Origin of the sequence: Streptomyces sp. NPDC051217 (assembly GCF_044455465.1) — a bacterium.
GTDB lineage: Bacteria > Actinomycetota > Actinomycetes > Streptomycetales > Streptomycetaceae > Streptomyces.
Genome location: NZ_JBITEV010000021.1, coordinates 120,536 through 132,952, shown reverse-complemented (window position 1 = coordinate 132,952; position 12,417 = coordinate 120,536). Strand labels below are relative to the sequence as shown.

The 12,417-nt window shown below is 66.7% G+C and carries 9 protein-coding genes and 3 pseudogenes; 2 read left to right on the top strand and 10 right to left on the bottom strand.

Annotated features, from left to right (window positions below; all coding sequences use genetic code 11):
* Positions 1–868: 868 nt before the first annotated feature.
* The 3 genes from ACIBBB_RS33535 to ACIBBB_RS33525 all read right to left on the bottom strand — a co-directional run bounded on the left by ACIBBB_RS33535 (position 869) and on the right by ACIBBB_RS33525 (position 3,425).
* Positions 869–1,837 (bottom strand): SDR family NAD(P)-dependent oxidoreductase, encoded by a 969-nt coding sequence (locus tag ACIBBB_RS33535; protein ID WP_398988765.1) that lies wholly within the window; start codon positions 1,835–1,837, stop codon positions 869–871.
* A gap of 416 nt (positions 1,838–2,253) precedes the next feature.
* Positions 2,254–2,493: a hypothetical protein gene (locus ACIBBB_RS33530; protein WP_398988753.1), complete on the bottom strand. Its 240-nt coding sequence runs from the start codon at positions 2,491–2,493 to the stop codon at positions 2,254–2,256.
* 86 nt (positions 2,494–2,579) lie between these two features.
* A complete protein-coding gene (locus tag ACIBBB_RS33525; protein ID WP_398988751.1) occupies positions 2,580–3,425 on the bottom strand; it encodes an SDR family oxidoreductase in 846 nt (281 codons plus the stop codon).
* 94 nt (positions 3,426–3,519) lie between these two features.
* Between ACIBBB_RS33525 and ACIBBB_RS33520 the strand changes: the two genes are divergently transcribed.
* Positions 3,520–4,113, top strand: a complete 594-nt coding sequence (locus tag ACIBBB_RS33520; RefSeq protein ID WP_398988749.1) for a TetR family transcriptional regulator — start codon at positions 3,520–3,522, stop codon at positions 4,111–4,113.
* Between the two features lie 156 nt (positions 4,114–4,269).
* Here ACIBBB_RS33520 and ACIBBB_RS33515 read toward each other — a convergent pair whose 3' ends face one another.
* The 5 genes and pseudogenes from ACIBBB_RS33515 to ACIBBB_RS33495 all read right to left on the bottom strand — a co-directional run.
* The gene (locus tag ACIBBB_RS33515; protein ID WP_398988763.1) at positions 4,270–4,542 is read right to left on the bottom strand and encodes a SpoIIE family protein phosphatase; all 273 of its coding nucleotides are present in this window, start codon (positions 4,540–4,542) and stop codon (positions 4,270–4,272) included.
* Positions 4,535–4,645: pseudogene (locus ACIBBB_RS33510) on the bottom strand (SpoIIE family protein phosphatase); the annotation flags it as partial. The pseudogene ACIBBB_RS33510 and the gene ACIBBB_RS33515, both read right to left, overlap by 8 nt.
* Before the next feature lie 242 nt (positions 4,646–4,887).
* A complete protein-coding gene (locus tag ACIBBB_RS33505; protein WP_398988747.1) occupies positions 4,888–5,910 on the bottom strand; it encodes an MIP/aquaporin family protein in 1,023 nt (340 codons plus the stop codon).
* Between the two features lie 997 nt (positions 5,911–6,907).
* A pseudogene (locus ACIBBB_RS33500) lies at positions 6,908–7,153 on the bottom strand (integrase core domain-containing protein); the annotation flags it as partial.
* A gap of 82 nt (positions 7,154–7,235) precedes the next feature.
* Positions 7,236–7,511, bottom strand: a pseudogene (locus ACIBBB_RS33495) (DDE-type integrase/transposase/recombinase); the annotation flags it as partial.
* Positions 7,512–7,736: 225 nt separating this feature from the next.
* Between ACIBBB_RS33495 and ACIBBB_RS33490 the strand changes: the two are divergent.
* Entirely contained in the window at positions 7,737–9,269 is a 1,533-nt protein-coding gene (locus ACIBBB_RS33490) for a carboxylesterase/lipase family protein (RefSeq protein WP_398988745.1), read from the top strand.
* Here ACIBBB_RS33490 and ACIBBB_RS33485 read toward each other — a convergent pair.
* Both ACIBBB_RS33485 and ACIBBB_RS33480 read right to left on the bottom strand, forming a co-directional pair.
* Complete coding sequence (locus tag ACIBBB_RS33485; RefSeq protein WP_398988742.1) at positions 9,264–11,444, bottom strand: ATP-binding protein; 2,181 nt, start codon at positions 11,442–11,444, stop codon at positions 9,264–9,266. The genes ACIBBB_RS33490 and ACIBBB_RS33485 overlap by 6 nt on opposite strands.
* Positions 11,445–11,678: 234 nt before the next feature.
* The gene (locus ACIBBB_RS33480) at positions 11,679–12,365 is read right to left on the bottom strand and encodes an adenylate kinase (RefSeq protein ID WP_398988740.1); all 687 of its coding nucleotides are present in this window, start codon (positions 12,363–12,365) and stop codon (positions 11,679–11,681) included.
* Positions 12,366–12,417: the final 52 nt, after the last annotated feature.

The following is a 12,417-nucleotide window of genomic DNA, read 5'->3' as shown; positions in this document are numbered from 1 at the left end:
CGAGATACGCGCCGACCTACACCTCGCACTCCTCCAACTCGCCTGCAGCATCATCTGCTTGAGACGCCTCACACCCTCATTCTGAAACGATCAGTAAGCCCAGAGGAAGAGGTTTGGAGAAATTCAGGATGGGGGCTGGGGAGAGCGGACGGGTTGTTGTGGTGGCGGAGCTGAAGCCAGAGGGGGTTGGTCGGCGAGTGCGTCGACCAGGATCGCCGTGACTGCACGGTCGATGGTGCGTGGTGTGCAGGCAGTAGGCGCACCTGGACGCCGTGTCGACGCGTCCCATGCAACGCCGGCAGGTGCCGCGCGCTCCCGGACCGGTCCGCGCCCGTCCGCGCACCCTGAGCATGTCATCACCGGCTGGTCGAAGCCAAGGCTGATCACCCAACCGTCGCCCTCGGCAGCATTGAGCACCAGCTCGGAGGCATCCTCCGCGGAGCGCTCACCACCATGGTTGCCCGTCCAGACCGCCAGATTGACAGCGAGACAGGCATCGGTGCCGCAGACGACGGCCACTCCTGTGGCGCATTTGCTCTCCTCCCCAACGCCGTGCCGCCGTCCGCGCGTTCATCCACTGTTACCGAGACCCCGAGCGCGATCCGAAGGCGCTGCCCATGCTGTGAGAGGACTGGGAGAACGAGACCATGTACGCCCTCCGGCTGGGCCATACCCCACAGCCCGATGCCCCGCCCAGCCCCGCCCACCGGCCCACCTGCAATTCGTACCGCGCGGGGAAGGCTGAGTGGCAGTACAGCCCCGGCGCTCCGGGTACCGAGGCCGCCGCTGACCCCCGTGATGAATAAGCTAGGTGCGCTGGCGAACGGGGCGGCGGAGTCAAGAGTTGTCCTCTTGGACCAGGTGGTGCTCAGTGGCTGAGGTGTTCCCGGGTGACCACGAAGAGACGCTCAGCAAGCTCGGGATCGATGGCGTAGCCGGCGACGCCGGTCTTGCCGGGTGCAGGTTCGGGCTGGACGGCTGCCTCGTTGCCGTCTTCAAAGTAGCGGCCGGTTATGCCCTTGAGGTGGGGGGAGGCCGCGAGCAGCACGGTGGTTGCCGCGCCCTGCTCGATCGTCTTCCAGCCCGGCGGCACAGCCAGAGTGGTGCCGTGGGCGTCCTTGGCTCCGACATAGGCCAGCTGTGCGTCGTCGAGATGGCGTTGCAGGTTGGTCATGATCCCGCCGGGGTGCAGTGCATTGGCGCTGATGCCGTCGCCGGCCCAGTGCTTCGCGAGGGCGACGGTGAACAGGATCATCGCCGTCTTCGACTGGGCGTAGGCGGACCATGCCTCGTAGGGGCGGTGTTCGAAGTGGATGTCACCGAAGTCGACGGCGCCCATCAGATGTGCCGAGGAAGCGACCTGGACCACGCGGGCCGAACCGGCGGTGGCCAATGCGTCATGGAGCCCCAGCGCCAGTTCGGCGTGCCCGAGGTGGTTGGTCGCGAACTGCTGTTCCCAGCCTTCGGCGGTGCGATCGAGGTCCGGGATAGCCATCACCCCGGCGTTGTTGACCAGGATGTCCAGCGGGCCGGTCCATGTCCGTGTGAATGCGCTGATAGTGGCCCGGTCGGCGAGATCCAGTTTCGCGGCTTGGACGGCCGGGTTGCCGGTAGCGGCGATGATCGCGCCCGCGGCTTCCTCGCCCGCGCGGAGGTCGCGTACGGCGAGGGTAACCTCGGCCCCCGCCGAGACCAGGGCACGGGCGGTCTCACGGCCGATTCCCGAGGCACCGCCGGTGATGACGGCTCGCTTCCCGCGGAGGTCGGTTCCGGCGACGACGTCGTCGGCGGTGCTGTGCGCCCCGAAGGGTGTGGTTGTCATGTCCTTGCTGCTCATGTCGTCCTTTGGATTTTCGGGGGGCGTGCCGCGGCTCACGCGGCAAGCACCGAGGGGGTGGGGCGGGGGTGGTGATCAGTACTCAGGCGAGTAGCTGACGCGTGAACGGTTCGAACACACGGGATGCGATCTTCCAGCGGCCAGCGCACATAGGGGGTCGCTGCGATGGCCCACGGTGAACGGCAGGGCGTCGCCTACCAGTCAGCTGTGGGTGGTGGTGCTCGTGGTGATCTCCGGTCCACGTTGTGTTCACTGGCAGTCTGTGGCTGGATCGCGTTCAAGCGATCAACTGCTGGAGGTAACCGAAAACACCCGCCTCGGCCCAGTGCGCGACGATGTCGAATGTCTTGTCGGTCAGGGTCGCGCCGTGCGGCCCTGCGACGGGATACCGAAGAACTCGTTCTTCTGCGTCGCGGTCACCCGCCGGCGGGTGGCGGCCTTGGTGCCGTCGGTAACCTAGTCGAGCGCCACGACGCGTACGTCGTCGAAGGCGGGATCAGTTGCCTCTCGGCCGCCAGCCAGCTCTCGCGGGTGAGTTCGAACCCGGAGGCCGGGTGGATCACCTGGTCGGGAGGAACATAGGTCTCCCAGGTGGCGTCGAGATCGAGTTCTTCGTAGCCGGCCCAGAGCTGCTGGAAGACTGTCGTCGGTTCCATGGCGTCTCCTTGGGTGAAGGGATGCGTCGGGCGGATGGTGGTGTTGTGTCCGGGTGCTCGCCGGAGCGCAACCGGGCCCGGTGAGGTCAGTCGGTGAAGTCGGTGGACGAGGCAAGGCCCTTGCCCGCGTCGAGTTCGGACAGCCGGGCGGCCAGGGCGCCGCGCATCGCCTCATAGGCGTCGCTGCCGAGTGCGAGGCGGCGCGGGACCGGGGTGGTCGCCGCGGCCTCGATGATCGCCGCGGCGACCTTCACCGGGTCACCGAGGGCGGAGCCGGTCAGGTTTCCCCCGGAGTTCTCGATGTACTGGCGCATCTGCCCGACCGGGGTGGCGGCGTAGGCTTCCAGGCCGTCGGCTATCGACAGCGCCGAGCCGAACCCGGTGCGGACGTTGCCGGGCTCGACCATGGTGATCCCGATGCCGAAGGGCGCGACCTCGCCGATCACCGATTCCAGGAAGCCCTCGACGCCCCACTTCGAGGCGTGGTACATGCTGCCGCCCGGGGTGGAAATCTGCGCACCCATGGTCGAGGTCTGGATGAACCGGCCGCCGCCCTGACCGCGCAGGTGGGGCAGTGCGGCACGCAGCAGGTGAATCGGCGCGGTCATATTGAGTGCGATCTGCTCGTCGATCGCCTCGTCGGAGAGTTCCTCGGCCGCGCCGAACGCGCCGCGCCCGGCATTGGAGAAGATCACATCGATGCGGCCGAGCACGTCGAACGCCTCGTCGACGACCTTGCGTAGGCGCGGCGTGTCGCAGACGTCCAGCTCGGTGGTCCACAGCAGTCCCGGATGGGTTTGCGAAAGCTTGGCCAGGCGCTCGGGCTGCCGGACCGGCGCCGCTACCCGCTGTCCGCGTGCCAGCAGGAGCTCCGTGACAGCTCGTCCGATGCCGGCTGACGCACCGGTCACGAACCAGGAAGAAGTTGCCATCCCCGCTCCTCAATAAATCCAACTAGGTGGTTTTTTTGAAACCTACGCCCGCTCCCCATAGTTGTCAACCATCCAGTTGGTTTAGTGTGGAGGCATGGCCTACAACTCTGCCGCGACCCGCGCACGGCTCCTCTCCGCGGCCTACGACGAGTTCGTACGCCTCGGGCTAGCCGGCGCCCGGGTCGACCGCATCGCGACCGCGGCCTCGGCGAACAAGCAGGCGATCTACTCCTACTTCGGTTCGAAGGAAGCCCTTTTCGACGCCGTCCTGGGCGACCGGTTGCGCGTGCTGGCCGACGTCGCGCCCTTCACCCCCGACGACCTTCCCGGATATACCGGCGCCCTCTTCGACGCACTGATCGCCGACCCCGGACTGCAACGCCTCACCCAGTGGAAGATGCTGGAGCGCCCCGAGGCATCCGAGCAGGAACGCGAGGCCCACCTGTCCAAAGCCGGTGCCCTCGCACAGCACTACGGCGTCGACATGCCCACTGCGATGGACGCAATGATGTTCGCACTGGCTGCCGCCCAGAGCTGGAACACCACAGCGCCGGTGATCCGGAACCCGAGTGACGATGACCTGGCCAAACGGCTCGCCGACCACCGTGCCGCTCTGGTCACCGCCGTCGCCTCGGCCACCTCCACCCTCCTGGAGCGGGCCGGTGACGTCTCGAACAATCCCGGGTGAGCACCGACGGGCTCATTCCGATACGACTCTGTTCTCGTAGCTACGGCGAACGGGCATCTGGCTCACCTACTTGGTGCCGCGGCCCCGCTACTGAAGGGCGACAAAGCCGGTGTGCGCCGTTTCGAAAGGCCTTCGGGTACGCGGCCTGCGGACCGGTCAGGATGACGACGCCCGGGTGCGGGCGATCAGGAGGGCGATGTCGTCCGCGGGCTTCGACGTCGTCATCCGGGCCGTCACTTGGGAGCAGAGGTCGTCCAGATCCGCCGGTGCCTGACGCAGTGCGTCGAGGAGCCTGTCGATCCCGGCGTCGATGTCGGCGTCATGGGTCTCGATGAGGCCGTCCGTGAAGAGCGTGATCAGGCTTCCCTCGGCCAGTTCCAGGTCGAACGACTCGTAGCCGGCCGAAGCCGGTGCCGATCGGGACGCCAGCCGGTACGTCGGGCACAGCGACCCCGCCCTCGGGGGAGACGAACACGGGCGGCGGATGCCCGGCGCGGGCGATCGAGCAGAAGTGGGTGGCCGGATCGTACACCGCCTAGAAGCAGGTGGCGCCGACGAGGGGCGGCACGGGTGAGCCGGACCAGGTGCTCGTCTCGGTGAGGTGCACCACCACCTCACCCTTGCCTCAGTCGCCCACGCCTTCCGCACCCTTCAGCGACTGAGCCGATCCCCAAAAGAGACGGCGTCGGCCTGAGCCTCTGCCGAGTCGTCCGCGAGCTGCAGACACCGGCTACGTGACGGGAACCTTCGTCGCGACTGGTACCACCAAGACCTTTAGCCTGGCCTGCAACAACACGAAGCAGAGCCCGAATAACCCGAATAATAGGAGCGCGCTCTTCCACGCGTCCCAGCTCCGCGCTCTCCCCCTCGGCTGTGTGACCCCGGGAGCCATTCATGCGAAAGCCTTTGGTTTGCTGGAGGGGAAATGTGACCGTTATTGGCCGGCTCGCTGCTCGAAACCCGAATCGGCTCATGTGACGTACTGATGGGTGGCACCTTTGTCGCTGCCTGAAATGTCGCCTGGTTCAGCGCGGCAGCCTCGACCGTCCGGGTAGGAGCACTGAGCGGGCGCGTCCGTGGGCGGAGCAGATGACTGAGCCAGGCGCCAAAGGCCGCGCCAAGGACTGGGGCGACGAGATAGATCCCCAGGTCGGTGGCCGGTCCGCTGAATAGGGCGGGGCCGAACTGGCGGGCCGGGTTGATGGAGCCCCCACTGAGGGGTCCGAGAAGGGTTATCACAAGTGCCACGCCAAGCCCGATGAGGTAAGGCACCAGGCGGGCAAGGCGGGTTCGGGTCATCGCGAGGCCTACGACCAGCATCAGCCCGGCCATGGCCCCCGCTTCGGCGAAGAAGACGGAGATCGGCTCCCAGGTGAGTGCCGGTCTGATCGCAGCGTGGTTGACCGCGGGCAGTCCGACCGGGGAGCCCCAGACCAGCCGTGCCAGCGCTGTCCCGGCCACGGAGCCCAGCAGTTGGGCGAGCACGTACGGCACCACACTGCGTCCCGGAAAGACCTTCATCAGCGACAAGAAGACGGTGACAGCCGGATTCATGTGCCCTCCGCTCCGTCTGCCGAGCGGGGTGAGGATCAGGCCTGTGAGGATTGCCCCGCTGAGCGCACCCACGACGCCCAGTGCGACGTTCAGGTCGGCGATGTACAGAGCAGAACTTGCGTCGCGCAGCCACCGCAAGATCGTCACGGCGAGGAACAGTACGACGGTGGTCAGTATGAACTCATCAGCCGCGCGGGTCAGGGGTGCCAGACGCGAAAAGAAGGCGGTACTCACCATGATCATGACCTCCGAGGGTTGACACGCCTTGGCGAGGGGACACCTGCGGGCCGGACGGAGGAGCTCATTAGTCTCCGGAGACGGATCTGCTTCCGCCTATGCTCTCTCCCGGTCCAGGCGAGCATTTCTGTTTCGTGGTACCTCGTCTGGCGTTACTCCTCTCACGCTACGCATTGAGTAGCCAAAAATCGTGGTCCATTCTTATGTGAGATCCGTGGGCCAGCTGGGGACCCACGTCGATCACCAGTGTCCTGAGCCAGTAATTCGTTGGCAGTATGAGGCGAGTGACTCGAGGCTCTGGTCGGCTGTCTTGGCCCAGATGAACGGCTTGGGGTCTTCGTTCCATGTGGTGCTCCAGGAGCGGATGTCCTTCTCCAGGGCATGGACGAATATGTGGACGCCGCAGCGTATCTGTCTGGTCGTCAGCTCTGCGAGCCATCGCTCTACGAGGTTCAGCCAGGAAGACCTCGTGGGCGTGAAGCGCATGTGGAGTCTGGGATGGGCCACAATCTATTTCCCTGTTGTCTGCGGTCTTGTGGGTCGCGTAGCTGTCGCAGACGAGATGGGCTTCGAGGTCGTCGTGACGGAAGCCTTTGAGGCGGTTGATGGTGCGTTCGACGGTGTTGTGTTTCTTGTGGTGCCCGCTGTGAGACCGGCTGGCCGACCGTCTCGTGAACCTCGAAGCTTCCGATGTCTCTGCTGGTCGCGACGTTCGGGAATGGTGTGCCGGATTCCGCGTCGCCGCAGGTGGGGCGGTTCTCCCGGGACGTTAAGCCTTGTCCGCCTGCACATGGTCGGGCAGGGTGCGAGACCGGCCGGCTCCGGCTCGTGGCACTAAGACGGTGTCCTATGTGGTGAGTCGGACGAGTCCTTTGTAGCAGCAGAGGGCGGCGGCGAGGCCGGGACGGCCCGGAACAGCCATCGGAGGGGAACAGAAGCCGCGATCCTGATGAGGTGTTGGTCACCACGGTGGGGGGCTTTGACCTCGAATTCTGAACACGGGTTATGCGGCTGGTGCCAGCGTAGTTGGTGTGAGGTGGAGGGCGTTTTCGAAGGCGATGGGTGATCGTTGTCCGAGGCGGGAGTGTCGGCGGCGGGTGTGATAGCGGTGGAGCCATGGGAAGGCGTCGAGTCGGGCCTGGCGTTCGTCGGGCCAGCCTTTGGGGCCCTGGAGCGTCTCGCGTTTGAAGGTCGCGTTGAAGGACTCGGCGAGTGCGTTGTCCGCGCTGGACCCGACCGCGCTCATGCTTCGCCGAACCCCTGCTGAGTTGGAGGGGTTCGGCGAATGCCTTGCTCGTGTACTGGGTTCCTTGGTCGGTGTGCATGATCGATCCGGCGGGGCTGCCGCGCGTGCGGATCGCCGCCGCCAGGGCGTCTGTCACGAGATCCGCGCGCATGTGCTCGGCGATCGCCCAGCCGGCCGGACGGCGCGAGGCGAGGTCGATGACGGTCGCCGGACAGCAGTTCCCGCCGTCGATGGGCAGGTAGGCGATGCCGCCGACGTACTTCGTGTTCGGCTCGTCTGCGGTGAAGTCGCGGCCGATCAGGTCCGGCGCCCTGGCCCCGGCTGGATCGGGGAACCATGCCCCAGAAGGTAGGACAGGCACTTCCGCGGGATGGAACGGGTAGTTCTGCCCCTTGACCGCAAGTGCTACCTGAACATTAAGTTCGTTGTCGAGGCCGCGTCGGGCAGAGCAAGGACGACCGGCCCGTTGGACCTGGACAGGCTCCGGAACTCGGGCCCTGTGGATGTATTGCGTCCACCTTATTCGTGCATAACCGATCGCGGATACGGCTTCCGCGTATCCCTCACTGTTCCAAGGGAGATGCTGGTGACCAGGAGCGAACCGACCGCCGAGACGACCGCGGGTAGGGTGCGGGGCCGTCGTGAGGGCGGGCTGGAGGTCTTCCGCGGCGTCCCCTACGCGAATCCCCCGGTGGGTGAACGGCGCTGGCTGCAGTCCGAGCCCGTCGCGGCGTGGTCCGGAGTCCGTGGTGCGTCGGTCGACGGCCCGGTCTGCCCCCAACCCGGGCGGGGTCCCGTTCCATCACTGCTCGGCTACGTCATCGACCCATCGGAGATGTCCGAGGACTGCCTCACGCTGACCGTGTGGACGCCGGCTGCCGACGACCTGAGGCGACCGGTGGTCGTCTGGATCCACGGCGGAGGCTTCCTCACCGGAGCCGGCACCCTCCCCTTCTATTCCGGTGCGTCCCTGGCAGAGCTCGGCGATGTGGTGGTCGTGGCCATCAACTACCGCGTGGGACCTTTCGGCTATCTCGACTGCCATCCCGATGACCGCTCGGCCGGCAACCGGGGGTTGTCCGATCAGTCGCTGGCGCTGAAGTGGGTCGCCGACAATGTCGCCGCTTTCGGCGGAGACCCATCGAACGTCACCGCAGTCGGGCAGTCCGGCGGGGCCTGGTCGATCCTGACCCTGCTCGGCATGGCGGACACACCTCCGCTGCGCCGCGCGATCCTGCAGAGTCCCCCACTGGGCCTGCCCATGAGGACGTCCGACGACGATGCCCGGGTCCGTGATCTCTACCAGGCAGTTCTCGGGGTCGACAACGACGCCGAGATGCGGAAAATCCCCTCGGACGTCCTGGTCTCCGCCATTCCGGACATGGTGCGCCGTACCGCTGTGTGGGGCCGGTACAACCCGGTCTTCCAGCCGCATGCGGACGGTGAGTTCGTCAGCCCGACGGTGTGGAACGAGGTACGCACCCACGCCCCCGACACGGAGATCATGATCGGCTGGACCAACCGCGAGTTCGCCCTCTTCTTCGGCCGGGACCCGCTGCCGGAGAACGGCGAACCCGCCTCGCGGCTCGTCGAGCGGATGAGGTCCAGCTTCGGGGACGCGGCCGGCAAGACGTTCGATGCCTACCGAGACCTCTACGAAACCGACTCGGTGCAAGAGCTCAGCCTCCTCTACAACAGCGACGAGATGTTCCGCATCGCGGGCCTCGACTGGGCCTCGGTGCTCGCCGCCCAAGGTGCGCCCGTGTACACGTATCAGTTCGGGATGCGCCTTCCCGGAGAAACCGCCCGCTTCAGCGGAGCGCACTGTCTGGAACTGCCTTTTACCTTCGGCACGTTCGACGCCATGCGTCATGGCGACGCGGTAATGACCCGCGATATCGATGCCGATCGTGCCCGTCAGGTCACCGAGGCCATGCAAACGGCGTGGCTCGGCTTCGCACGCAACGGCGACCCGGCAGTCGGCGCCACCGCCGGATGGCGCCGCTTCACCTCGGACACTCCCGGCGGCATGGTCTTCTGCGAGCCCGGTGCGCTGGCGGCTCCGACGGACGCGATCATCGCCCCCCTGCGGGCCTTGTGGAGCGACCTGCGCTCATGAAGGGCGCCTCTGCGGAATCTGAGGATGGGTGACCACCCAGGTTGCGACCTGCACGCGCGAGGACACGTTCAGTTTTTTCAGGATGCGCGCGACATGGCCGTGCACCGTCCGCTCCGAGATGACCAGTTCCTGGGCGATCAACCGGTTCGTGAGACCTCGGCAGATGAGCGCGGCCACTTCTCCTTCTCGGCGGCTCAGCCGGACGTCGGCCGACGGGAGACGGCGTGAGGGGGCGGACGACACCGCGCGATGCGCCAGAGCGGCTGCCGGGCCCGAGGCAACGAGCTCCGCACCCGCGCGCCGCGCCAGCACGAACGCACCCTTGCCCAGAGCGCGTTGGACGGTGTGCTCACACTTCCTGTGGTGGACCAGCAGTCCGGACAGGAACCACGGCAGGCCCCGCACCCGGCCGCTGAGGGCCTCGGCGGCTCCGAGGAGAGTGGCGGCCCGCTGAGGGTCAGGCTCCTCCGCGGTGATCCACGCGAGTGTCTCCAGGCAGGCCGCAGCAAGGAGGGGATGACCTACGACGTCCGCCACACGCAGACTCTCCCACAACCGGGCGGTCGCCTCCTCCGCACCGCCGCCGCGCCAGAGCGCGATGGCGGAGCCCCAGAGCAGATAGGCCCGGAAGATTGACTCGCCACAAGCGGATGTCACGGCAAGGGCATCCTCGAAGTGTCGTCGGGCCTGAACATCCTCGAACCGGAGCAGGTGGGTGTAGCCGAGCATCGTCAGGAGTGACAGACGGAGCAGTCCCGGCGTGCCGCTGCTCCCGAGCACGCCGAGAGATTCCTGAAGGTGTGTGTGAGCGTTGTCGAGGTCGGCGCCGAAGAGTGCCGCGGTCCCCTCCGCGAGGGCGGCGACCCCGCTCGCGAGTGGATCCGAGGAATCCCCGCTGATGGTTCGTGCCCTCGCCGCCAGATCGCGCGCGCCCTCCGTGTCGCCCTGAACGGCGGTCAGCACGCAGGCGGCGAATATCAGGTGCGTAAGCTCGGATCGATCAGCATCGGGGTCCGCTGCGAACGACCGGTCCAGCCAATAACACCCGTCGGCGAACAGGCCGTTCGAACTCCAGAACGGGAAGAGGGCGGCTGCTGTTTTCCCACCGCGGCGCGGGTCCTGGAGGATCTGACGGTCCAGGACGTCCAGGAGGTTCGGGAGTTCACGGTTGACGCGGGCGATCCATTGCACCTGGTGTGGCCCGACGAATTCCGCGGCGGCCCTGTCGACGAGATCCGCGCACCAATCGGACAGGCGTGACTCGACTTCCTCGACACAGCCCGCCTCACGTGCACGCAGTTTCCCGTATGCCCGCAGGGTATCCAGCATCCTGAAGCGCACGACAGCGCCGTCCGGCTCCTCCCGCACCAGGATCGACTTCTCCTCCAGTGCGGTCAAGTGGTCGAGGATACGGTCGGGTCCGCAGATGGCGGCGGCGGCCTCCATGTCGAAGTCTCCGGCGAAGAAGGCCAGGCGCGACCAGACCCGTCGCTCCAGCACGTTGCAGAGATCAAAGCTCCAATCCATGCACAGTCGAAGCGTTTGCTGACGTCGCGGGGCGCCACGGCGGCAGTGCGTCAGCAGCTGGTACCGGTCGTTCAACCGGTCGAGGATCTGGGCTGGAGACAGAGCGGTAAGACGCGCCGCGGCCAGTTCGATGGCAAGAGGCAGTCCGTCGAGCCTACGGCAGATATCCGTGACGGCGTCCGCGTTCCTGTCGGTGAGGGTGAAGTGGGGAACGGCGGACGCCGCTCGCTGTGCGAACAATGTGACGGCATCCGAGAGTGCAGTACGCCCGGAGGCGCCGCTTTCGGGAACTGCCAGGGGGGGCACGCGCAGGAGGGCTTCTCCCGCGATCCGCAGCCTCTCCCGGCTGGTGCATACGAGCCGGAGCAGCCGGCACTCGCGCAGCAGCCTGTCGCACAGAGCCGCTACCGCGTCGACGATCTGCTCGCAGCCGTCGAGGACGAGAAGACAGTCGCTCTCGGCGAGCATGCCCACAAGCGCGTCTTCCGAGGAGCCCTCCACCGGCGTGAGGACTCCGAGACCTCTGACGACGACGTCTGCCAGCAGCGACGCATCGCGCAGCTCTCCCAGCCGGATCAGCCGGCCCCCGCCGCGGGAAGCCTGGGCTGCCTCCTCCGCGGCCTGCAGCGCCAGCCGGGTCTTCCCCACCCCGCCGGGCCCGCTGAACGTGACCAGGCGTGAATCGCGGAGAAGCTGCCGGGCTTCCGCCAGCTCCGAGCGCCGCCCGACGAATGTCGCGGCCTCGGCGGGCAGGCTGCCGCCGGTCTGCGGCCATGCCGGCAGCTCCCTGGCGGACCCCTCGGTCGTACTCGTTGTCGTGCTCAGGAGAGGCCCGCGGCGTATCGGCCACTCACTCGTGCAAGGTACGGCGGTCGCCACGGACTACGTCCCCGGAGCGACCGAAGCATGCGCTGCCCTCGCATCGGCAAGCGCTCTCATGGCGCGCTCCGTCACCGCGTCCACCGTGCCGAGGGCGGAGATGGTTACGACAAGTCTCTGAGAGGTGTAGAACTCGATGATCGGCTCGGTCTGCACGCGGTAAATCTCCAGGCGCTTGCGGGCGGTCTCCTCGGAATCATCGTCGCGGTGCCGCAACTCCCCACCGCACGCGTCGCACACACCATCCACTTTCGGAGGGTTGTAGACCACATGGAATACGTGCTGGGAACTGTTGCCCGGGCAGACCCGCCGCCCCGCGATCCGTATGACGGCTTCCTCCGCTGGGATCTCCAAGGCCAGCACCGCGTCAAGCCCACGCCGATCGGACTTCAGCTCGCGGTCGAGCGCCTCGGCCTGCGCGACCGTCCTCGGGAATCCGTCCAGCAGGAAGCCGCCGGCGGTGTCCGGCTGAGACAGCCGATACCTCGCCATTCCCACGGTTACCTCGTCCGGAACCAGTTCACCTCTGTCCATGAACTGTTTTGCCTGTTTTCCCAGAGGCGTGCCCTGGTCGATATGGGCCCGGAACAGGTCACCGGTAGATATGTGCGGAACCGAGGCGTTCTCTGCGAGGAACCTGGCCTGCGTTCCCTTGCCCGCTCCGGGCGGTCCCACAAGGACGATGCGCATGGAATGGTAGCCCCTCGTAGTAGTGCTGCCGAAGCTGGCATCGGCTTCGCCG